Genomic DNA, 19,868 nt, shown 5'->3' on the forward strand with positions numbered 1-19,868 from the left:
GATCTTGGGGCTCCCGGCCTTCTGGCCCGGCATGACTTTTGCCCCCTGTCGACCATGACCCGGGGGGTGGTGTCACCGGGTCGGGAGGCGCCGGTAGATCGCTAATAGGGGCAGGAGCGCCGGCCCGCCGGCAACGCTCTTCGTAACGTGGTTGCCGGATGTCGGCGCCGTGCCTTGGCCGGGAAGACAAGACCCTCCCAGGAGGAGTGAAGTGATCGACATCCGCGACGTGGCCGTCTTCCTCGGCCTCGACGTCGGCAAGGGCGAACACCACGCCACGGGTCTCATGCCGGACGGTAGGAGCGTCGTCGACAAGCCGCTGCCGAACAGCGAGCCGAAGATACGGGCCATGCTCGACAAGCTCACGGCCAAGTACGGCCGGGTCCTGGTCGTCGTGGACCAGCCCGCCTCGATCGGTGCTCTGCCACTGGCCATCGCCCGCGACGCGGGCTGCGAGGTGGCGTATCTGCCGGGCCTGACGATGCGGCGGATCGCGGACCTCTATCCCGGTGAGGGCAAGACCGACGCCCGCGACGCGGCGATCATCGCGGACGCCGCCCGCACCATGCCCCACACGCTCCGATCGATCGAGCTCACGGACGAAACCATCGCCGAACTCCACATGATCGTCGGGTTCGACGACGACCTCGCGGGCGAGGTCACCCGGGTCGCGAACCGGCTCCGCGGCCTGCTCACCCAGATCCACCCGCACCTCGAACGGGTCCTGGGGCCACGCATCCAGCACCCGGCCGTGCTCACGCTGCTGGAACAGTTCGGCTCGCCCAAGGCGATCCGCAAGGCCGGAGGACGGCGCCTGATCACGCTGCTGCGGCCGAAGGCGCCCAGGATGGCCCAGCGGCTGGTCGAGGACATCTTCACCGCACTCGACGAGCAGACCGTCGTCGTCACGGGCACCGACGCGGCCGCGGTGATCGTGCCTAAGCTCGCGAAGAACCTGGCCGGCCTGCTCGACCAGCGCAAGGAACTGGCCTCGGACATCGAGGAGTTGCTCAAATCGCACCCTCTTTCCGAGCTCCTGACGTCGATGCCGGGGATAGGCGTCAGGACCGGAGCCAGGATCCTCATCGATGTCGGTGACGGCACCGCCTTCCCGACCGCGGGCCACCTCGCCGCCTATGCCGGGCTCGCTCCGGTGACCAGGCGGTCGGGGTCCTCGATCCGTGGCGAGAGCCCGTCCCGCAGAGGCAACAAGCACCTGAAACGGGCCTTCTTCCTCGCCGCGTTCGCCTCGCTGTCCGACCCGTCCTCCCGGGCCTACTACGAGCGGAAGAAGGCCGAGGGCAAGCGGCACAAGCAGGCCCTGATGTGTCTCGCACGCCGTCGCGTCGACGTGCTCTTCGCAATGCTCCGCGACGGCACGTTCTTCGAACCTCAAGCCACCCCCCAAGCCGCCTGAAACATCACCAATCAACCGACGCGCCCCTTGACGAAAGAGATAGGGGCACCCCCCCTGCCGTCACGTGAGGGACGGCGTTCTGGAAGACGACGGGACGCGTGGTCGGGTTCTGTGCGGTGGCAGACTGGCGCCATGACGACGCACAAGAACCTGCTCGGTGGTCCGGAGCCGACCTATCTGCCGGAGAACGAAGAGGCGTACCGCCTGCTGGACGACGAGGCACTGGCTCCCGTCGAGGTCGCGGCGAAATTCCCGACCTTCTCGCCGGCCTGGGCGCTGCTCGCCGAGGAGGCGTTCGGGCGCGGCGCGGTCGTCGAGTCGTACGCCTACGCCCGTACCGGCTACCACCGTGGTCTGGACGCCCTGCGCCGGGCCGGCTGGAAGGGGCACGGCCCGATCCCCTGGGAGCACCGGGCCAACCAGGGCTTCCTGCGCTGCCTCGCCGCGCTCGCCCGCGCCGCCGGTGAGATCGGCGAGAAGGACGAGAACGAGCGCTGCTGGCAGTTCCTGAAGGACAGCAGCGCGGAGGCGTACGCCGAGCTGCACGCGTAGTACGGGCCGGTCTCGCTCTTCAGGTCCCGGCTTCGGATTCCGGCTTCAGGTCCCGGCTTCAGATTCCGGCTTCAGGTCCCGGCTTCAGGGCCCGGCTTCAGGGCCCGGCTTCAGGGCCCGGCTTCAGGGCCCGGCTTCAGATTCCGGGGCGCCCGGCGGCCGTCCAGGCGGCGTACTCCTGGCGGACGTAGCGCCGGGGTCCGGGGGCCGGCGTGACCGCTTCGGGGTGGACCGGGCCGGCCACCAGGCCGGGATGGCGGCGGTCGTGCCGGACGAGTTGCTCGGCGGTTTCCGCCGCGGCCGCGGCCGGGCCGGGGTCGCCGCCCTGGGCCATCCGGTCCATGAGGGCCGCCCGGCGCAGCAGCCAGGCCCGTTCGGCGGCCGTCGGGTCGGCCGGGGAGCCGGTGGCGGGCCCGGCCTGGCGGCCGTCGCGTTCGGCGCCGAGGGCGAGCAGTCCGTGCATCTCGCGGCGCAGGTCGGGCGCGTTCGTGTAGGCCTCGTACGCGGACGGGGCGCCGCTGTCCGGGTGGTTGTCCGGGGTGGCGTCCACGGTCACCACTCCGCCGGTGCGCAGGGGCCGGCGCCACAGCGGTGACACGGCGCCGTGTCGTGTTCGGGGGCGCCGTGGCCGAGGGCCGATGGATGCGTCGCGGACCGCTCGGGAACGCGGGCCGGTCCGGGGCAGCCGTCGACGGGGCACGGCTTGTGGGTCGCGAGAGCCCCGTCGCGAGGTCGTCCGGTGACCCGGTGCCGCGGCTCGCCCGGAACGCCCTGGCCGGTCATGCCGAGCACCTCAGGCAGGCGCGGACTTCGCGGCCGCCGCGGGTCTGGCGGACCTCGGTCGACTGGGCGAGGTACTGGACGATGCCGGTGCCGCGGCCGTGTTCGTCGGGAGCCATGTCGCGGTGCCGGCGCTCCACGGTCATGCCGGAGTCGATGACCACGATGTGCAGAGTGCCGTGGTCGAGGACGAGCGAGAGGGTCATGTGCTCGCGGCCGTAGCGGGCCGCGTTGGCGGCGAGTTCGTCGACGATGAGGACGGCGGAGTCCCGCTCGCTCGCGGGCACGCTCCAGGTCTCCAGCAGATCGGCCGCGAAGTGACGGGCGGCGGAGACATGCGCCTCCTGCGCGGGCAGGGTGAGCAGCGCCTGGTGGCGGCAGGGCCGGCCGGGCAGTGGACTCGGGCGGGGCGAATCGGTCACGAACATGGTCTTCTGACTCTTCCGTGGAGGTGCGGAGACCGGAATGAGGGAGACCGCCGACGGTGTCGGGACGGTCGGTGCACCGGTCGTGCAAGGGCGCGCTCACTCAGTCACACGGACGGCGCATGCCGAACGGTTCGAGATTTTCGCACCTTTTGGTCAGATTCTCGAAGATCGCGTCACGGCGGCCCTCGGCGCACTCGCGCATCAAGTCCGCGGAAAGCCGGGCAGGTTGGCGGTCAACGCCTCACGCCCGGATGGTGACCAGCTTCTGGCCGTCGCCCGCGAGGATCTCGAAGTGCTCGATGTCCCCGGGGGACATGGCGACCGCCCCTGGGACCGTGGTGCCGGGAGGGTACTCGCCCGCCCGCCAGGTGGCGCCGTCCGCCCTGGTGCCGCCGGACCCGACGGCCTGCAGCCGGCAGGTGATTCCGGCGGGCGCGCCCTTGGCGTGGACCTGAAGAACGCTGCCCCAGGCGGACGGGTAGACCTTCACCGAGGCGGTGACGCCGGTGGCGGGATCGCTTCCGGAGAACGTGCGCCAGGCGGTCGGCGCGGTCGCCCCGGGCGGCGTCGCCTCACTGCTCACGGACCCGACCGCCGCCAGCCAGGTGCCGCCGACCGCCGCCGCGACGAACGTCAGGGAGGCGGCGGCGCCCGCCAGTTGCAGGCGCCAGGTCCTGCGCCGCCGGGCCGCGGCCTGCTGCAGCATCCTCTCCAGCACACCCGCCTGTGCCGTCGGCGGCGCCGCCGACACCACGGGCCGTGCGGGCGCGGGGCCCTGCGTGCTCTCGGCCGCCTGAGCCACCAGCCGGTCGGCCAGCTCCCCGTCGGCCGTCGGCACCGGCAGGCCCGCGACTTCGGCCGCGGTCACCGTCGCCAGCAGCGCGGGCAGTCCCGCCAGCCGGATGTGTTCGGCCCGGCACTCGTCGCACTCCACGAGGTGGACGCGCATCTGTTCCATCTCCGCCGCGGGCAGTGTGCCCAGGACGTATCCGCCCAGCGCCAGCCGGAGGGCTTCGTGCTCCGTGCTCACGGTCGCCACCTCCCGCACACCACGGTCATGGCTCGATCCCCCGCTCCTGGAGCGCCAGCCGCAGGGCGTGCAGGGCGTAGTACGTCCGTGACTTCACGGTGCCCAGCGGGATGCCCAGCACCTGTGCGGCCTCCGCCATGGTCCGTCCCCGGTAGTAGGTCTCCAGCAGCACCGCGCGGTGGTCCGGGGACAGCGCCCGTACGGCGTCGGCGACCGCCCAGCTCTGCAGCGCCTGCTCGATCTCGTCCTCGCCCGGCGTCTGCTCGGCGGCCCGCTCCAGCGCTTCGCCACCGGCCTCGGCCGGCCTGGCCTGCCGGGCCCGATGGGCGTCGATGACCAGATGCCGGGCGACCGTGCACAGCCATGCCCGGGCCGGGCCGCGGGCAGGCTCGAACGCGGCGGGGTGCTGCCACGCCCGCAGCAGCGTCTCCTGCACCACATCCTCCGCCCATTGCCGATCTCCCGATGTCAGTCGCAGCACGTAGTGGAACAGGGGCCCTGCGTGCTCCGCGTACAGAGTGCGCAGCAGTTCCTCATCCGCGGTCGAAAGGGTTCCTCTACCAGAGACACGGCGCGCGGAGCGATCCGGATCGGCCCTTGGATCACGTTTTCGGAAACTCCGGGGCATAAGTCGATGATCGCGCATATGCACTTCTTTGTCCTGTAACGCACGGCACGGTACAGGTGACACTCCGCGTCGCCGCGAGGAAATCTCACAAAAGCGTATATATGCCGAACCGTATGCCCCTCCCCGTCCGTGAAGCCGGGCAGGAACCGCAGATCTCCCTCACGGCAAAGGACGAACGGACGCCATGCACCCGAACTTCCACACCCCAGGCCGACGATCACGTACAGCGGCCGGGCTGGCCCTCGCCACCCTCGCCACCGCCGGCACGCTGGGGCTCCTCAGCTCATGCGGCCCGTCGCACTCCTCACCCAGCGGCGCCGGTGCCTCGCCGATGCCCGGCATGAGCATGCCCGCGAGTCACTCGGCCACGGGTGCGCAGGCCGCGCCGGTGGCCGGGGACGCCGTCGCGATCAAGAACTTCGCGTTCGCCCCGGCCACGCTGAAGGTGACGGTGGGTACGACGGTGACCTGGACCAACCAGGACACCGACGCCCACACCGTCACCAGCGACGGATCGGGCGGTCCGCTGAAGTCCGCCGCGCTGGCCACCGGCGCCACCTACAGCTACACGTTCACCAAGCCCGGCACCTATGCCTACCTCTGCACCATCCATCCGTTCATGACCGCCACCGTGGAGGTGACCCGATGACCGGCTACGACGGCTACTACGACAGTCACGACGGAGCGCCGGCCGGTGAGTCCGGCCGACCCGATGAGCCTGCTGCGGAACACGGTATGACGCGTCGCCAGCTCATGCGGCACGCGGGGTGGTTCGGCGGCGCGGTGGTGCTGACCGTGGCCAGTGGCGAGGTGATCAGCCATATCGCCGGCGCCCGCGACGCCACCGCCGAGGCCGCCACCGCGGGCGCCGCGGCGGGAAGCGGCGAGCTGCGGTTCGTGCAGGTCTCCGACAGCCATATCGGGTTCCAGGGCCCGGCGAACATGGATGTGGCCGGCTCGTTCAGGGAAGCGATCCACCAGGTCAACTCGCTCGGGTTCAGGCCCGACTTCGTCATGCACAGCGGCGACCTGACCCATCTGTCGACGGCCGGACAGTTCGACCAGGTCAAGCAGATGATGACCGGCATGAAGACAGACCGCGTCTTCACCGTACCGGGCGAGCACGACTCCATCGGCGACGCGGGCCGCGCCTACCGGCGGGCCTTCGGCACGGGCACGCTCGGCGACGGCTGGTACAGCTTCGACACCCACGGCGTGCACTTCATCGCCCTGGTCAACACCCTGAGCCTGGAGAAGCTCGGCCACCTCGGCAACGACCAGATCGACTTCGTCCGCAAGGACGTCGCCGGACTGTCGTCGGACACCCCCGTCGTGGTCTTCAGCCACATCCCGCTGTTCGCCATGTACCCGAAGTGGGGCTGGAGCACCGACGACGCCCTCAAGGTCATCGCCCTGCTGCGCCGCTTCTCCTCCGTGACCTGTCTCAACGGGCACGTCCACCAGCTCTTCACCAAGACCGACGGCAACATCACCTTCCACTCCGCCACCACCACCGCCTACCCCCTGCCCAAACCGGGCCGTGCCCCCGCCCCCACCCCGCAGGTCGTCCCCGCCCGACAGCTCAAGGACGCACTCGGCATCCGCAGCGTCGGCTACCGCCGGGGCAACCGCGAACTGGCCGTCACGGATGAGAGGCTGGCATGAACGGCCGAAGACTCCCCACCACCGCCCTGCGGTGGGCGACCGCCGCAGCACTGGCGGCCGGCGGATACATCCACGCCCAGCTCTACGTCGACGACTACCGTTTCATCCCCGTCGTCGGCCCCCTGTTCCTCCTCCAGGCCAGTGCTTCCTTCGCCCTCGCCGTCCTGCTGCTGACGGGGACACCGCCCCTGCTGCTGAGGGCCGCCGCGGCCGGTGTCGCGCTCGGCGCCCTCGGCGGCTTCGCGGCCTCGCGCACGGTAGGCGTGTTCGGATTCACCGAGCGCGGTCTGCAGCCCGCGCCCCAGGCCGTCCTCAGCCTCGTCGCCGAAATCGGCACGCTGCTGCTCCTCGCGACCTGGCAGCTGGCCGTGGTCGCGGCCACGACCGCCACGGCCGACTGAACCAGGAGGTATCTCCCATGCGTCTGGAACCACGCCTGGAACCACGCCCAGGAATCGCCTGGCCGAGCCCGCGCCTTCGCGAACTGAGGGACGCCGTGCGCGTCCTGCTCGGCCTGGACGACGACACCGCCGTCGTGATCCGCCAGCTCGGCTGTGGCGGACCCGGCCACCCACCGCTGGAGACCGTGGTCGAAGTGCTGCCCATGGACGGCGGCGAGACTCACCGCTGGACCCTCCACCGCCCCGCCGACCGGATCACCGGGCACGAACTGCGGTCCGCTCTGTCCACTGGGCGCACGAAACACCGCGGCTAGGGCCGGCCCTCCGCCTCGATCGGTGGTGTCGTCACGTTCCCGTGCCGGCGGCACTCCGGGCGTACGCAGCCCGGTGCCGGTCTGCGGACCAGGGCGAAGGCCAGGGCCGCGCCCACCACCAGCACCCCGGCGCAGATCGGCATCGCCCTGCGGAACGCCGCGTCGAAGGCGGCGGCCGAGCGGTAGGCCTCCGGGCCCATTCCCGCGAGCAGTGGCAGTCCCGCCACCGCGATGAGGCTGGCCGCGCGGGCCGCCGCGTTGTTGATACCGCTGGCGATGCCTGCCCGTGCCGTGTCCACGGAGGCGAGGACCGAGGCGGTGAGTGGAGCCACCAGGGTGACCATGCCGACGCCCATGACCAGGACCGCCGGGAGGACGTCCGTCAGGTAGTTCGCGTGCTCGCCCACCCGCAGCATCAACAGCATCGCCGCCGCGCAGAGCAGCGGGCCGACGGTGAGGGGGATGCGGGGACCGATGGTGTCGGCGAGGGCGCCCGAGCGGGCCGAGAACAGGAGCATCAGGGCGGTGGTGGGGAGCAGGGCCGTGCCGGCGGCGAGCGCCGAGTAGCCCGCCACCACCTGGAGTTGCAGCGCGGTGAGGAAGAAGTAGCCGCCGAACGCGCCGTACACGCACAGGGTGACGATGTTCAGTGCCGTGAACTGGCGGGAGGCGAAGATGTCCAGCGGGAGCATCGGGTCCGGGCGGTGCTTCTCGACGTACACGAAGGCCACCCCGGCCGCGACGCCCGCCACGGCGAGCAGCGCCAGGGTCCCGGCCTCGATCAGCGCGTACGTCACCAGGCCCAGCGCCAGCGCGCCCAGCACCGCGCCGAGGACGTCGAAGCGGCCGTGGGCGCGTTCTCCCCCACTCTCCGAGCGGGAGGTGCCCCCAGAGGACTCCGGGACATGGCGCAGGGCGACCGGGACGCAGACCAGGGCCAGCGGGACGTTGAGGAGGAACACCCAGCGCCAGCCCGGGCCGTCCACCAGCCAGCCGCCCAGGAACGGGCCGACGGCCGCGCCGATACCGCCGAAGCCGGACCAGAGACCGACCGCGCGGGCCCGGTCGTCGGGGTGGAAGGAGGCCTGGATCAGGGCCAGGGAGCCCGGGGTGAGAAGCGCGCCGCCGATGCCCTGGAGGGCGCGGGCGCCGATCAGCACGGCGTCCGTCGGGGCCAGGCCGCACAGCAGGGACGCGGCCGCGAACCAGACGACACCCGTGACGAAGACCTTCCGGCGGCCGTACTGGTCGCCGAGCGAACCGCCCAGCAGGATCAGGCCGGCCAGCGTCAGCATGTACGCGTTGACCGTCCACTGGAGGGCGGACAGGCTCGCGTTCAGGTCCTCCCCGATGCGGGGCAGGGCGACGTTGACGACGGTCGAGTCCAGCATCGCCATGCTGGAACCGAGGACGGTGGTGAGCAGGATCCACTTGCCCTGGGACGAGGCCAGCCGGACATCGGGCATGGTCCAGGTATACAGCGGACCCGGCGCTGTCGACAGACGAAGACAGACGCCGGGTCCGGACCGTAATACGGATTACTCGTAATGCGGCTTACTTGATCTTGTTGCCCGCCGAGCGCAGGTTCTGCGTGGCCTCGACGACGCGCGCGGCCATGCCCGCCTCGGCCAGCTTGCCCCAGGTGCGCGGGTCGTAGGTCTTCTTGGAGCCGACCTCGCCGTCGACCTTCAGGACGCCGTCGTAGTTCCTGAACATGTGGTCGGCGACCGGACGGGTGAAGGCGTACTGGGTGTCCGTGTCGAGGTTCATCTTCACGACGCCGTTCTCCAGCGCGGTGCGGATCTCCTGCTCGGTGGAGCCGGAGCCGCCGTGGAAGACGAAGTCGAACGGGGACTGCTTGCCGAACTTGGCGGCGACGCCGTCGCTCAGCTCCTTCAGCAGGTCGGGGCGGAGCACCACGTTGCCCGGCTTGTACACGCCGTGCACGTTGCCGAAGGAGGCGGCGAGCAGGTAGCGGCCCTTCTCGCCCAGGCCCAGGGCCTCGGCGGTACGGATCGCGTCGTCGACCGTCGTGTACAGGGAGTCGTTGATCTCGTGGGAGACGCCGTCCTCCTCGCCACCGGTCGGGGTGATCTCGACCTCGAGGATGATGTTGGCGCGGCGGGCCTGCTCCAGGAGCTCCTGGGCGATGGCCAGGTTGTCGGCGAGGGTCTCGGCGGAGCCGTCCCACATGTGCGACTGGAAGAGCGGGTTGCGGCCGTTCTTCACACGCTCCTCGGAGATCGCGAGCAGCGGACGTACGTACCCGTCGAGCTTGTCCTTCGGGCAGTGGTCCGTGTGCAGCGCGATGTTGACCGGGTACTTCTCGGCGACGATGTGCGCGAACTCGGCGAGCGCGACCGAACCGGTGACCATGTCCTTCTTGTACTGGCCGCCCAGGAACTCGGCGCCGCCGGTCGAGATCTGGACGATGCCGTCGCTCTCCGCCTCCGCGAAGCCGCGCAGCGCCGCGTGCAGGGTCTGGGTCGAGGTGACGTTGATGGCCGGGTAGGCGAACTTGCCTGCCTTCGCCCGGTCGAGCATCTCGTTGTAGACCTCGGGGGTTGCGATGGGCATCTGTCCGCTCCTTGAGTGTGCGGGTCGGCGTACTGCTGTTTTCTTACGGCCCTGACCTAGACCTATGGATGCGACGTCATCGTCGTCCCCATCTTTCCAGACCTGAACCGATGCTCCACGCACCGGTCAAATCCGGGTCAATCCCACCCGTCAACCGGGCGTCAGTCCAGCCCCAGTTCATCCTTCGAGAAGGCGAACACATACGGCACGCCGGCCTGCTCCGCGATCGCCTCGGCCGCGCCCGTCGCCCGGTCCACGATCGTCGCGACGGCGACGACCTCGGCGCCGGCCTCGCGCAGCGCCTCCACCGCGGTCAGCACGGAGCCGCCGGTGGTGGAGGTGTCCTCGACGGCGAGGACGCGACGGCCCTTGACCTCCGCGCCCTCGATACGGCGCTGGAGGCCGTGCGCCTTGCCCGCCTTGCGCACCACGAAGGCATCCAGCGTCTTTCCGCGCGCGTGGGAGGCGTGCAGCATCGCGGTGGCCACCGGGTCAGCGCCCAGGGTGAGCCCGCCGACAGCCTCGAAGTCCAGCTCGGCGGTCAGGTCGAGCATGACCTGACCGACCAGCGGGGCAGCCTGGCCGTCCAGCGTGATCCGGCGAAGGTCGATGTAGTAGTCGGCTTCCTTGCCCGACGACAGGGTCACCTTGCCGTGCACCACGGCCTTGTCCTTGATCTGTTGCAGCAGCTCAGCACGTACGTCGCTCATGCCGACCAGCTTAGAGGCGGCGCCAGGTCCAGGTGGTGGTGGCTTCGAGGGGCTCGATGGGCGTGACGAGCCGGGGCAGTGTGTTCAGCCCGTTGGGCGGGCCGGTCTGCGGCTCCACGCAGACGGCCTCCGCCTGCTCGTCGTAGACCACGACCCACTGCTCGCGGCTGGTGACCTTCAGCTCCAGCTGCTCCGGCCAGGTGAGGGTGACGTCGACTCCGTCGGGCATGCCGAAGCAGTCGTCCCAGGGGCCGGGCTTGGGGTCGATGCGGTTGCCGGTGGGCAGGTGGTCGTCGCCGCGCTCCTCCTGCCAGGCGGGGTCGAAGGCGACCTGGACGTCCTGGCCGCCGAGGTTGCGGTTGAACCACGGGTGCCAGCCGATCTGCGCCGGGAAGGAGTTGTCGTACGCCTCCACGCTCATCGTCAGCGTCAACGAGTCCTCGGCGAGCTGCACGACGTGGGTGACGCGGCCGGGGTGCGGCCAGGGGTCGCCGAGTTCGCACGTGATCACGGCCTCGCTCGCCGAGACGCGCGCGGTGCGCCAGGCGCCGTCGCGGGCGGTGCCATGGATGGCGTGCGGCGGGGAGTTGAGGGGCATCTGGACGACGGTGGCACCGTCGCGGAAGCGGCCGTCCCGGATCCGGCCGCACCAGGGAACCATCGGGAAGCAGCCGAACCGGTCACCTTGCCGGAGCAGTTCGAGGGATCCGACCTCGAGTCCGGCGATCCGGCCGCCGTTGCCGGGGTGCAGGTGGAGGGTCGCGTCGCCTGCGGTCAGCGTGATGTCTGCGTTACTCACGGGATGACAGTACTGGGAGAGTGACCGCGGTACTTCGGCTGCGGGTGAGTGGGGGCTGATCGCGCAGTTCCTCCCCCAGCCTTCGGCCGGGGGTACCCCCAGCGCCCCTGACGGGGCGCTGCAGCCGCGGCGCCTTGCGAGCCACCGTAGCTGCGGGCATGCGTGCCGCTAGGGACGGCACGGGTGGGCTGGGGGTCCCCCCTCTGGGGGAGGCACCCGGCAAGCGCCGGTAGGCGAAACCCCCGCCTTCAGCCCCACCGGCCCGCACACATCACCGCCGTTTGCGCAACGCCCTCGTCACCACGATCGCCGATGCCAATGCCAACGCCACCGCCGGTGCCGCCCAGCGCAGGGCCGATGCCGCCGCGACCGTCTGGGGGGCCGGGACCGGGGCGTAGCGGCCGCGAGGGGGCGCGTGGTCGACCTCCTCCGCGCTGCGGCCGATCATCGTGCGGCGGGCGTGGGCCGCCTCGGCAAAGATCTCGGGGAGCGGTTCCTCCTCCGGTTCGGGCGCCAGGGACGGTGGCGGGACCTCCGTCTCGAAGACCGACGCCGGTTCGTCCGGGGCCGTCTCCGGCATCTCCTCCGGTGTCTCCTCCGCCAGCGCCTCCACGAAGCGGTTCAGCAGCCTCGTCGCCGCCGACGCCACCGCCTCCACCGGAAGTTCCGCGACCCGCCCGCCGGCGGAGGCCGTACCGGTCACCGTGACCGTGCAGCCGCCCTCGTCGGTGTCGGCGAGGCGGACGGCGAGCGCCAGCTTGACCGTGCCGGTGCCGCGCGCCTCGGTCGCGTCGCCGTCGACCTCGTACGTACCATTGTCACGGGCGGTGACGCGCAGGGAGCCCCGGTAGGTGATGGAGTGGCTGCCGATACGGACCTTGAGGCGGCCGGTGCCGGGGTCGGCGCCCGCGTCCTGCTGGAGGCCGGGAACCGCCCGGGCGACCCGCGCGGGGTCGGCCAGCGCCTGCCTGAGCCGCGCGCTCGGGGCGGGGACGTACACCTGGTGCTCCATGCCGGATGAGCCTACCCACGAGTCGGTCCGTCACACCCTCCTCAGTAGCGCGGATGCACCAACGTGGACGGCGGCAGCCCGGCCGCCGGCACCTCCAGCTCGTCCCACTCCAACGCCCGCCCGGTCAGCGTCCGCAGCCGCGGCCCGTCCGCCGCCAGCCACAGGGGCGGCCGGCCGGGGCCCGCGGTCGCCAGGACGAAGCCCCAGTCGTGCGGGGCTCTGGACTCGCCGGCCGCGCGGTCGGGGCCGGGGGCGAAGCCGACGTCGTGGCCGAGGACCCGGTAGGCGGTCGTGGCCAGACCGGCGGCGCGCATGGTGGCCGCGACCGTCCAGAAGGCACGGGGGCGGGCCTTCACCGGGCCGGCGTGCACGACCAGCCGGCCGCCGGGGGCGAGGACACGGCGGGCCAGGCCGTAGAACTCCTGGGAGTACAGCTTGGTGCTGGCCGTGATGCCGGGGTCGGGCAGATCGGCGATGACGACGTCGTACGCGGCGCGCGGCGCCGTCCGGCGCAGCCAGCAGAAGGCGTCGGCGGTGTGCACATGGACGCGGGTGCTGTCGTAGACGTGGCCGTTGAGTGCGGCGAGGGCGGGGTCGTGGCGGGCGAGGCGGACCAGGCCCGCGTCGAGTTCCACGAGGTCGACCCGGTCGACGCCGGGCTCGCGGAGCACCTCGCGCGCGGCCATGCCGTCGCCGCCGCCGAGGATGAGCACGCGCGCGTGCGGGCCGCTCATCGCGGGGTGGACGAGGGCTTCGTGGTAGCGGCGTTCGTCGCGGCCGCCGACCCGGAGCCGGCCGTCGAGGAAGAGGTCGAGGGGGCGGCCGCGGGTGCCGCCGGTGAGGACGATCTCCTGGACGTCTGTCTGGAGGGCGACCCGGACGTCGTCGCCGTAGACCGCGTGCCGGGCGGCCCGTTCGAAGTCGTCGACGAGGGCGGCGGCGGAGGCGAGCAGGCCGAGGACGGTGACGTTGACGACGAGGAGGGTCCAGCGGGCCCGCCGGGAGAGGTCGCGACGGAACAGGCCGAGGACCAGGGCGCCCCCGGCCACCACGTTGACGGTGCCGGTGAGCAGGGTGCCGGTCAGCTGGCCCAGGACCGGCAGCAGCAGGAAGGGGAAGGCCAGGCCGCCGACGAGCGCGCCGACGTAGTCCGCCGCGAACAGGTCGGCCACCGCGCCGCCCGCGTCCTGGCGGCGGATGCGCTGGATGAGCTCCATCAGCAGCGGCACCTCGGCGCCGATGAGCAGGCCGATGGCGAGCGAGAAGGCGACCAGGAGGCAGCGCGGGCCGGCCGCCCACAGGCCGCCCCAGTCGCCGGTCCAGGCGAAGACGGCGTACAGGGCCATCGCGCTGCAGCCGCCGACCAGCGCCAACGCGGCCTCCACCGCGCCGAATCCGACCGCCGCATGCCAGCGCAGCCGCTTCGCGCCGAGCGAGCCGACGCCCATCGCGAAGACCATGACGGACAGCACCACGGAGGCCTGGGTGACCGAGTCGCCGATCAAGTACGAGGCGAGGGCGACGAGTTCGAGTTCGTACACCAGGCCGCAGGCCGCGCAGACGAAGACGCACGCGAGGACCAGGAACCGTCCCGTCCCCGGCCGCACAGGAAGCGGCGCGGGGGCGCCCCAGGGCGGCGGTGTGCCGGGACGGGCGGGTGCGTGCGGATCGATCACTCTGCGACGTTACGTCACTCAGTCGGTACGCTTCGTCACCCACACGTGTGGATCTGGACCGCCTCGACGGGCCCGGGGTTTATGTCGTCCGGTTGCCGTCCGGTTGTCGTCCGGCCATGGACCGGCGTACCGGGACCCGTACGCCCACCCTGGTCCGTGTGGCCACCAACTGCCCGTCCTGCGGGTACGCGTGCCAGGTCCGCCAGTGCACCTGACCCTCGTGCCGCTGGGCCAGCATCGCCGTGAACGCGTGCGGGATGCCCGGGAAGACACCGGCGAGACCGTGCGGATGCTCGGCGACCAGGGCGAGCAACTCCTGGGCGCGGCCGGCGAAGGAGCCCGGCGACAGGACCTCGACGCGGGCCGCGAACTCGTACTCCCAGTCGCCGTTGCGCTTGGCGACTCCGAGCGGCAGGGGGGTGCTGGAGCCGGGGATGCACGCCACCGTCTCCGAACAGCCGCCCCGCTCCTCCTCCAGGAGCACCTGGTGGGACGCGCCGAGCAGTCTCAACTGCAGCTTCGCCCCGGTCAGTTCCAGGTCGAGGGTGGCCAGGGCGGGCAACGGCTCGCGCCCGAGGGCCCAGGCGAGGTCAGCCGCGCGCGTATCGGTGTAGGAGGTGTGAAGGGTCGTGAGCATGGATCGGCTCCGCTAACACGCAAAGGGGAGAGTGTGGTCCGGCGCGCCTCGGTCGACACCGGGAGATCGGCCCGGCCGGCCCAGCCGGGGAAAGGTGTCGTCAGGACGTCCGAGGCTTTGGCGATTTAGAGGGAATCATGAACGGTGGTGCCGCCACAGCGTTTTTACCCAACTTCGTGGGGTTTCCATCCCTCAGAGGGCTCCACAGCTCAACTGTTCAACCACACCGTGCGCCGTACTCCGCCCGGCGTGCGCCGGGGCGCCGGGCCGGAGAGCTCCCCCGCTCTCCGCCCAGCGCCCCGGTCCCCCTTCCCCCTGTCTCCCCCTGCCCCCGGGTCCCTCGGGTTCAGTTGCCCCCGCCGCAGCCGCCGCCGCACGACGAGCCACCGCCACAGGACGAGCCACCGCAGGACGAGTGCCCGCCACCGCAGGAGTGCCCCCCATGACCTCCGTGCCCGCTGTGTCCGCCGTGCGAGGACGACGAGCCCGAGTCCCCGGTCCACCAGCTGCCGGAGCTGTCGTAGCCGGAGGACCCGCCCCGGCCGGACGCCCCCTTGACCCGTCCGCCCCTGCGGACCGCGGTCCCGACGATCACGAAACAGACGATCGCGGCCGCCGCCACGATGAAGACGATGCCCATGGCGCCACCTTCTTTCCCTTCCCCCGCGGGCGACCCCCCGTGGGCGCCCCGGCCGCCGCGTGAGCGCGACGTGAACGGGGGATGCCCGGCCGTCTCAGCGCCCAAAGCAGAGTTGAGGAACTTCAGAGGGTTCCCTCGGGGCAGCGGCCCCTGACCTGCACGGAAGGGCAGTTCAGGGGCCGTCCTCAGATCACCGGACCGTCTGCGGGCCGAGCTCCTCCCCGGCTGTAGGTACGGGATTCAGTGTTTTCCCCGATGCCCCCGGAACTGCGGTTGGCGACGGTGGTGGCCCCGTCTGGCCACAGGCGGGCCGGCACTGATGGAGAGAGAACATGACCTTGCCCCAGAGACGGGGTGCTGCCGTGCAGAAGCGCGCGGACGAACTCGGGCTCGGCCGGTCGCGCCGGACCTACGCCATCACGGGCGTGATGGGCAGTCTTGGGCAACTCGCCCGGCGGGGCCTCATGCTCGTGCTGACTCTCAGTCTCGTCGCACTGGTCTGCTTCAGACCCCCCTCGGTGCTGCTCAAGGTCGCTGTCGTCACAGCCCTGCTGCTCGCCGCGTGGGGTATCGGGCCGGCATGGCGCCGCGTATCCGCCGACCTTCAGATGAACAGATGCCACCTCTATCCCGGCGGTGTGGTCGTCACCGACCTGTTCGGTCAGGTACGGGACGCGGTGACGTGGGCCGAGGTGTCCACGCTGAAGCGTTCGTACGGAGCCGTGCTGCTGACGGTCATCAACCGGGTCGAACTCACGCGGCACGGTGCGGCCCCCATGGCGCTCGTGGCTCTGGGGGCCGAACCCGATCTGGTCAAGGCTCTTCAGGAGCAAGCGACCCGGCACGGAATCCCACAGCGCAACGTCCGCTTCCAGGTCTCCTAGCCTCGATCGTCCATGAAGGTCCGCCGGCAAGCCGACGGACCATTTTCCGCGCGCCGTCCGACACCGGCCGGCGACGACCGATGACGACGGTTGACGGCAGATCTCCCCCAGCTCAGAGGGGCTCTACGAGGCATCGTCGCAGGTCCCATCCCTCGAACGTGAGTTGAGGAACTCCGGAGCTTGGGCGCAGGATGTCCGGCATGACCTCCAGCGAACGCCCTTTTCTCAATCGCCGGCTCGCCGAGTTCGGGACCACGATCTTCGCCGAGATGTCGGCGCTCGCCCTCAGCACCGGGTCCATCAACCTGGGGCAGGGCTTCCCGGACACCGACGGCCCCGAGGAGGTCAGGGAGGCCGCCGTGCGCGCGCTGCGCGAGGGGCGCGGCAACCAGTACCCGCCGGGGCCGGGCGTCCCCGAGCTGCGTACCGCGATCGCCGCGCACCAGGAGCGCCGGTACGGGCTGTCGTACGACCCGGACGCCGAGGTCCTGGTCACGGCGGGCGCCACGGAGGCCATCGCGGCCGCCCTGCTGGCCCTGGTGGAGCCCGGTGACGAGGTCGTCGCCCTGGAGCCGTACTACGACTCCTACGCGGCCTGCATCGCGATGGCCGGCGGCACCCGCGTCCCGGTCACCCTGCGCCCGGACGGCGGTGCGTTCCGCCTCGACCTCGACGAACTGCGCGCCGCGGTCACCCCGCGCACCCGTCTCCTGCTGATCAACACACCGCACAACCCGACCGGCACGGTCCTCACCCGCGCCGAGCTGACCGCGATCGCGGAGCTGGCGGTGGAGCGGGACCTGCTGGTCGTCACGGACGAGGTGTACGAGCACCTGGTCTACGACGCGGCGGAGCACGTGCCCCTCGCGACCCTCCCTGGCATGCGCGGGCGCACGGTCACCATCGGCTCGGCCGGCAAGACCTTCTCGTTCACGGGCTGGAAGGTCGGCTGGGTGACGTCCACGCCGGAGCTGGTCACGGCGGTGCGCTCGGCGAAGCAGTTCCTGACGTACGTCTCCTCGGGTCCCTTCCAGTACGCGGTCGCCGAAGCGCTGCGCCTGCCGGACGCGTACTTCGACAACTTCCGCACCGATCTCCAGCGCAAGCGCGACCTGCTCGGCGACGGCCTGCGCGCGGCCGGGTTCGAGGTCTACCAGCCGCAGGGCACGTACTTCATCACCACCGACATCACCCCCCTCGGCGAGAAGGACGCCCACGCCTTCTGCCGAGCCCTCCCCGAACGCTGCGGCGTCGTCGCCATCCCCAACTCCGTCTTCTACGACGACCCCGACGCCGGCCGCAGCCAGGTCCGCTTCGCCTTCTGCAAGAAGGACGAGGTGCTCACCGAGGCAGCCAGCCGGCTGCGACGGCTCGCACCCTGAGTTCTCGGCGCATCACGCGGTCCTGCCGGACGGCAGCATCGGTATGCGCCGGGCCCGCTACCGCGGGCCGCCGAAAGTCCGCCTCCAACACGCCTTCTCCACCGCCGCACCGAACGTGTGATCGCACAGGTCCAGCCGGAACGGGGCGTCACGGACGCCGCGGGCCAGGTGCTGCGAGCCGCCCGCCCGGAGGCGGCCGGATCCCATGGGCGCGGCCATACCGCTGCACGCCCGCGCCCGTATGGCGGTCGCCGACGGGGACCCGGCGACCGCGCTGACCGCCTCCCGCGAGGCGGGTGTGCGCGGGCAGTTCGAGTACGTCCGACGACGGTGTCGACGGCACGGCCACAGCGGGAGCCCTTCGTCAGCGGGCGTCCGCCTCGGGCTCCGGGCGCGGGAGCTCGTCGAGGTCGAGGGTGAAGGTGCGGCCGTCGGCCAGGGGGATGGGGAGCTTGCCCGTGCCGTACTTGTGGGTGTGTGCCGCGATGTAACCGGTGGCCGTCGGCTGGGTGTGCAGGACGACTTCCTGGGCATAGGGGTCCACGACCAGGTAGACGGGGATGCCGTAGCGGCCGTACTTCGCGGTGCAGTCGTCGTAGTCCTTGCGCGCTGAGGAGGTCGAGACGACCTCGGAGATCAGCAGGACGTCCTCGAAGCCGTAGCGCTTGCCCTCCCTGCGGGCGTCCTCGCGCAGGATCGCCAGATCGGGGGCGGAGTTCTCGTCGGCAGGGAAGTCGATGTAGACGTCGGAGGCGGTCTTCGCATGGCGCCCGAGGGACACGATCGTGTCGTACTGCATCGACTTGATCGTGCTGGAGTGCTCGAAGCTCTGCGGGGTCATGATCACCTTTCCGTCGGCCCCGAACAGGACCGTGTACCCCTTGGGGAACTCGGTGTGCATGATCGCGTCGACGCTCATGAACGGCTCCTTCCCGTGTCTGCTCAGGATACGGCGGACGGCGCCGCTCACCGAGCCCGTACAGCGACCGGCTCACCGGGAGTCCTGGAGATACCTCTGGTGAGCCTGTTGCACGACACCCGAATGAGTGCACGAACGAGGTGTCGCCTGGGTGACGTCCACGCCGGAGCTGGTCACGGCGGTGCGCTCGGCGAAGCAGTTCTGCCGTTCGCTGCCACAGCGGGCGGGGGTCGTCGCCATCCCGAACGCGGTCTTCTACGACCACCGGGAGGCGGGGGCGCCGTTCGTGCGGTTCGCGTTCTGCAAGCGCACGGAGGTCCTGAAGGAGGCGGCGGAGCGGCTGCGGAAGCTGTCGTAGGAGCCGGAGAAGTCCTGCTGCCGCGGGTGCGCGAGGCCCGGCTGGACTGGGAGCGGGTGGCACGCGAGACAGTCGGCAACCTGCGCGCCGGCCTCGCCCGGCACCCCGACGACCACGACCACCTGGCCACCCCGGACGACTCCGACCGGTGCCTGGTCGCGGTCACCCCGGCGGACCGGGCCACCGAGGACGCCCTGCGCAGACTCATGACCGGCCCCGGGCTGCCCGCCGTGGGGGCCTGAGGCGGCACACAGCCGACGTCCGAAGCGGCACGCCGCACGGGCCCAAGTCGGTACGCCGTCGGCGACCCGAAGCCGCACGTCGCCGGAGCCGCACGCCGCAAGCCCTCGGAGCCGCACGCCTCAGGCGGCACGCAGCCGGAGCCTGAAGCGCGTTACGTGCCGAGCGGCACCGCCTCCGGTACCTGCCATCCCTCCGGCGCCCGCCAGCCCCGCCATTCCTCCCACCACCCGGCGCCCCGCTCCACCAGCTCCACGACGGAGGCGGCGGCCGCGCGCACGGCCGCCGCCTCCTCGTCCGTGAAGCCGCCGGAGCGGTGCCGTTCGGCGAAGTGGTCCTCGTCCTTCCAGCGGTACGGCGATCCGTCCGCCGGCAGCAGCAGCAGGTCCAGCTCCTGGTCGAGGGTGTCGAAGCCGCGCTCGGTACGGCGCATCGGCTCCTGGAAGTTGACGTACCAGCCGGTGAACTCACCGCCCGAGTGGCGCGCCCACACCGAGTAGCCGTCGCCGGGCCGCTGGAGCTGCAGCACACCCTCCGACTGCCAGTAGGGCTCGAAGGCGGTCCACGGGTGCGGTCCCCAGCGGAACGGCCCGGGGCCGAAGGTGAGCGGGGTGCCCTGGGCGAGGTGGACGGCCAGCAGGTCGCCGGTGTCCTCGACCACGCGCACCGGGTAGACCATCCACTCACGCCCGTCCAGGATCTCGCGGCGGACGATCACTTCCTGCGCGTCGAACAAGCGGCTTCCCATGATCGCGACCGTAACAGCCGCCCCGGTCGGCACCCGCAGGCCCGTCGGCGGTCCGCACGACGCCGGGAACC

At 71.4% G+C, this 19,868-nt stretch carries 23 protein-coding genes and 1 pseudogene; 10 read left to right on the forward strand and 14 right to left on the reverse strand.

The annotated features are described in order from the left end of the window. Nucleotides 1–211 precede the first annotated feature (211 nt). Both EDD90_RS25770 and EDD90_RS25775 read left to right on the forward strand, forming a co-directional pair. On the forward strand, nt 212–1,417 hold the full coding sequence (locus tag EDD90_RS25770; protein ID WP_123971457.1) for an IS110 family transposase: 1,206 nt from the start codon (nt 212–214) through the stop codon (nt 1,415–1,417). Between the two features lie 132 nt (nt 1,418–1,549). After that, nucleotides 1,550–1,969 (forward strand): DUF3151 domain-containing protein, encoded by a 420-nt coding sequence (locus EDD90_RS25775; protein ID WP_123975416.1) that lies wholly within the window; start codon nt 1,550–1,552, stop codon nt 1,967–1,969. Nucleotides 1,970–2,105: 136 nt separating this feature from the next. Here EDD90_RS25775 and EDD90_RS25780 read toward each other — a convergent pair whose 3' ends face one another. The 4 genes from EDD90_RS25780 to EDD90_RS25795 form a co-directional block, all read right to left on the reverse strand. After that, entirely contained in the window at nt 2,106–2,567 is a 462-nt protein-coding gene (locus EDD90_RS25780) for a hypothetical protein (RefSeq protein WP_260328058.1), read from the reverse strand. 181 nt (nt 2,568–2,748) lie between these two features. Beyond that, nucleotides 2,749–3,171 (reverse strand): ATP-binding protein, encoded by a 423-nt coding sequence (locus tag EDD90_RS25785; RefSeq protein ID WP_398925449.1) that lies wholly within the window; start codon nt 3,169–3,171, stop codon nt 2,749–2,751. Between the two features lie 247 nt (nt 3,172–3,418). Further along, nucleotides 3,419–4,207 carry a zf-HC2 domain-containing protein gene (locus EDD90_RS25790; RefSeq protein WP_123975418.1) on the reverse strand — a complete coding sequence of 263 codons (789 nt, stop codon included), beginning with the start codon at nt 4,205–4,207 and terminating at the stop codon, nt 3,419–3,421. A gap of 25 nt (nt 4,208–4,232) precedes the next feature. Further along, entirely contained in the window at nt 4,233–4,835 is a 603-nt protein-coding gene (locus EDD90_RS25795) for a sigma-70 family RNA polymerase sigma factor (RefSeq protein ID WP_123975419.1), read from the reverse strand. A 184-nt stretch (nt 4,836–5,019) separates the two neighbouring features. Between EDD90_RS25795 and EDD90_RS25800 the strand changes: the two genes are divergently transcribed. From EDD90_RS25800 to EDD90_RS25815, 4 genes are read left to right on the forward strand one after another with little or no spacing between them, the layout of a single operon-like run. Then, nucleotides 5,020–5,484 (forward strand): plastocyanin/azurin family copper-binding protein, encoded by a 465-nt coding sequence (locus tag EDD90_RS25800; protein WP_260328059.1) that lies wholly within the window; start codon nt 5,020–5,022, stop codon nt 5,482–5,484. Next, the gene (locus EDD90_RS25805; RefSeq protein ID WP_123975420.1) at nt 5,481–6,500 is read left to right on the forward strand and encodes a metallophosphoesterase; all 1,020 of its coding nucleotides are present in this window, start codon (nt 5,481–5,483) and stop codon (nt 6,498–6,500) included. The genes EDD90_RS25800 and EDD90_RS25805 overlap by 4 nt, the downstream gene beginning before the upstream one ends. Next, nucleotides 6,497–6,901 (forward strand): hypothetical protein, encoded by a 405-nt coding sequence (locus EDD90_RS25810; protein WP_123975421.1) that lies wholly within the window; start codon nt 6,497–6,499, stop codon nt 6,899–6,901. Before EDD90_RS25805 ends, EDD90_RS25810 begins: the two co-directional genes overlap by 4 nt. A 17-nt stretch (nt 6,902–6,918) precedes the next feature. Next, entirely contained in the window at nt 6,919–7,215 is a 297-nt protein-coding gene (locus tag EDD90_RS25815) for a hypothetical protein (protein ID WP_123975422.1), read from the forward strand. Here EDD90_RS25815 and EDD90_RS25820 read toward each other — a convergent pair. The 8 genes from EDD90_RS25820 to EDD90_RS25855 form a co-directional block, all read right to left on the reverse strand. After that, a complete protein-coding gene (locus tag EDD90_RS25820) occupies nt 7,212–8,681 on the reverse strand; it encodes an MFS transporter (RefSeq protein ID WP_123975423.1) in 1,470 nt (489 codons plus the stop codon). The genes EDD90_RS25815 and EDD90_RS25820 overlap by 4 nt on opposite strands. Before the next feature lie 88 nt (nt 8,682–8,769). After that, nucleotides 8,770–9,792, reverse strand: coding sequence for a class II fructose-bisphosphate aldolase (fbaA, locus tag EDD90_RS25825; protein ID WP_089100088.1), 1,023 nt, complete (start codon nt 9,790–9,792; stop codon nt 8,770–8,772). Between the two features lie 161 nt (nt 9,793–9,953). After that, on the reverse strand, nt 9,954–10,502 hold the full coding sequence (gene pyrE / locus EDD90_RS25830; protein ID WP_123975424.1) for an orotate phosphoribosyltransferase: 549 nt from the start codon (nt 10,500–10,502) through the stop codon (nt 9,954–9,956). A gap of 10 nt (nt 10,503–10,512) precedes the next feature. Continuing rightward, nucleotides 10,513–11,301, reverse strand: coding sequence for an aldose 1-epimerase (locus tag EDD90_RS25835; protein ID WP_123975425.1), 789 nt, complete (start codon nt 11,299–11,301; stop codon nt 10,513–10,515). Between the two features lie 271 nt (nt 11,302–11,572). Continuing rightward, nucleotides 11,573–12,313 (reverse strand): SRPBCC domain-containing protein, encoded by a 741-nt coding sequence (locus EDD90_RS25840; RefSeq protein ID WP_123975426.1) that lies wholly within the window; start codon nt 12,311–12,313, stop codon nt 11,573–11,575. Nucleotides 12,314–12,354: 41 nt separating this feature from the next. Beyond that, nucleotides 12,355–13,989 carry a polyamine aminopropyltransferase gene (locus tag EDD90_RS25845; protein WP_123975427.1) on the reverse strand — a complete coding sequence of 545 codons (1,635 nt, stop codon included), beginning with the start codon at nt 13,987–13,989 and terminating at the stop codon, nt 12,355–12,357. A gap of 79 nt (nt 13,990–14,068) precedes the next feature. Further along, nucleotides 14,069–14,626, reverse strand: a complete 558-nt coding sequence (locus EDD90_RS25850) for a DUF2617 family protein (RefSeq protein WP_123975428.1) — start codon at nt 14,624–14,626, stop codon at nt 14,069–14,071. 346 nt (nt 14,627–14,972) lie between these two features. Then, a complete protein-coding gene (locus EDD90_RS25855) occupies nt 14,973–15,266 on the reverse strand; it encodes a hypothetical protein (protein WP_185149220.1) in 294 nt (97 codons plus the stop codon). A 332-nt stretch (nt 15,267–15,598) separates the two neighbouring features. Between EDD90_RS25855 and EDD90_RS25860 the strand changes: the two genes are divergently transcribed. Together EDD90_RS25860 and EDD90_RS25865 are read left to right on the forward strand one after the other, a co-directional pair. Next, nucleotides 15,599–16,150 carry a hypothetical protein gene (locus tag EDD90_RS25860; RefSeq protein ID WP_123975429.1) on the forward strand — a complete coding sequence of 184 codons (552 nt, stop codon included), beginning with the start codon at nt 15,599–15,601 and terminating at the stop codon, nt 16,148–16,150. A gap of 191 nt (nt 16,151–16,341) precedes the next feature. After that, nucleotides 16,342–17,532, forward strand: coding sequence for a pyridoxal phosphate-dependent aminotransferase (locus tag EDD90_RS25865; protein ID WP_123975430.1), 1,191 nt, complete (start codon nt 16,342–16,344; stop codon nt 17,530–17,532). A 364-nt stretch (nt 17,533–17,896) separates the two neighbouring features. On the opposite strand, the gene EDD90_RS25870 is transcribed toward EDD90_RS25865, so the two are convergent. Next, the gene (locus EDD90_RS25870; protein WP_123975431.1) at nt 17,897–18,451 is read right to left on the reverse strand and encodes a Uma2 family endonuclease; all 555 of its coding nucleotides are present in this window, start codon (nt 18,449–18,451) and stop codon (nt 17,897–17,899) included. 199 nt (nt 18,452–18,650) lie between these two features. Here EDD90_RS25870 and EDD90_RS25875 point away from each other — a divergent pair. Together EDD90_RS25875 and EDD90_RS25880 are read left to right on the forward strand one after the other, a co-directional pair. Then, nucleotides 18,651–18,809: pseudogene (locus EDD90_RS25875) on the forward strand (aminotransferase); the annotation flags it as partial. 26 nt (nt 18,810–18,835) lie between these two features. After that, on the forward strand, nt 18,836–19,051 hold the full coding sequence (locus EDD90_RS25880; RefSeq protein ID WP_123975432.1) for a hypothetical protein: 216 nt from the start codon (nt 18,836–18,838) through the stop codon (nt 19,049–19,051). 152 nt (nt 19,052–19,203) lie between these two features. Here EDD90_RS25880 and EDD90_RS25885 read toward each other — a convergent pair whose 3' ends face one another. Then, nucleotides 19,204–19,797 (reverse strand): DUF402 domain-containing protein, encoded by a 594-nt coding sequence (locus EDD90_RS25885; protein WP_123975433.1) that lies wholly within the window; start codon nt 19,795–19,797, stop codon nt 19,204–19,206. Nucleotides 19,798–19,868: the final 71 nt, after the last annotated feature.

Source organism: Streptomyces sp. Ag109_O5-1 (assembly GCF_003814875.1).
Classification (GTDB): domain Bacteria; phylum Actinomycetota; class Actinomycetes; order Streptomycetales; family Streptomycetaceae; genus Streptomyces; species Streptomyces sasae.

Coding starts and splice junctions, on each gene's coding strand:
- EDD90_RS25885 (WP_123975433.1), bottom strand. CDS start 19,797: ATGGGAAGCCGCTTGTTCGACGCGCAGGAAGTGATCGTCCGCCGCGAG.
- pyrE (WP_123975424.1), bottom strand. CDS start 10,502: ATGAGCGACGTACGTGCTGAGCTGCTGCAACAGATCAAGGACAAGGCC.
- EDD90_RS25815 (WP_123975422.1), top strand. CDS start 6,919: ATGCGTCTGGAACCACGCCTGGAACCACGCCCAGGAATCGCCTGGCCG.
- EDD90_RS25840 (WP_123975426.1), bottom strand. CDS start 12,313: ATGGAGCACCAGGTGTACGTCCCCGCCCCGAGCGCGCGGCTCAGGCAG.
- EDD90_RS25775 (WP_123975416.1), top strand. CDS start 1,550: ATGACGACGCACAAGAACCTGCTCGGTGGTCCGGAGCCGACCTATCTG.
- EDD90_RS25800 (WP_260328059.1), top strand. CDS start 5,020: ATGCACCCGAACTTCCACACCCCAGGCCGACGATCACGTACAGCGGCC.
- EDD90_RS25795 (WP_123975419.1), bottom strand. CDS start 4,835: ATGCCCCGGAGTTTCCGAAAACGTGATCCAAGGGCCGATCCGGATCGC.
- EDD90_RS25860 (WP_123975429.1), top strand. CDS start 15,599: ATGACCTTGCCCCAGAGACGGGGTGCTGCCGTGCAGAAGCGCGCGGAC.
- EDD90_RS25810 (WP_123975421.1), top strand. CDS start 6,497: ATGAACGGCCGAAGACTCCCCACCACCGCCCTGCGGTGGGCGACCGCC.
- EDD90_RS25870 (WP_123975431.1), bottom strand. CDS start 18,451: ATGAGCGTCGACGCGATCATGCACACCGAGTTCCCCAAGGGGTACACG.
- EDD90_RS25865 (WP_123975430.1), top strand. CDS start 16,342: ATGTCCGGCATGACCTCCAGCGAACGCCCTTTTCTCAATCGCCGGCTC.
- EDD90_RS25820 (WP_123975423.1), bottom strand. CDS start 8,681: ATGCCCGATGTCCGGCTGGCCTCGTCCCAGGGCAAGTGGATCCTGCTC.
- EDD90_RS25850 (WP_123975428.1), bottom strand. CDS start 14,626: ATGCTCACGACCCTTCACACCTCCTACACCGATACGCGCGCGGCTGAC.
- EDD90_RS25855 (WP_185149220.1), bottom strand. CDS start 15,266: ATGGGCATCGTCTTCATCGTGGCGGCGGCCGCGATCGTCTGTTTCGTG.
- EDD90_RS25805 (WP_123975420.1), top strand. CDS start 5,481: ATGACCGGCTACGACGGCTACTACGACAGTCACGACGGAGCGCCGGCC.
- fbaA (WP_089100088.1), bottom strand. CDS start 9,792: ATGCCCATCGCAACCCCCGAGGTCTACAACGAGATGCTCGACCGGGCG.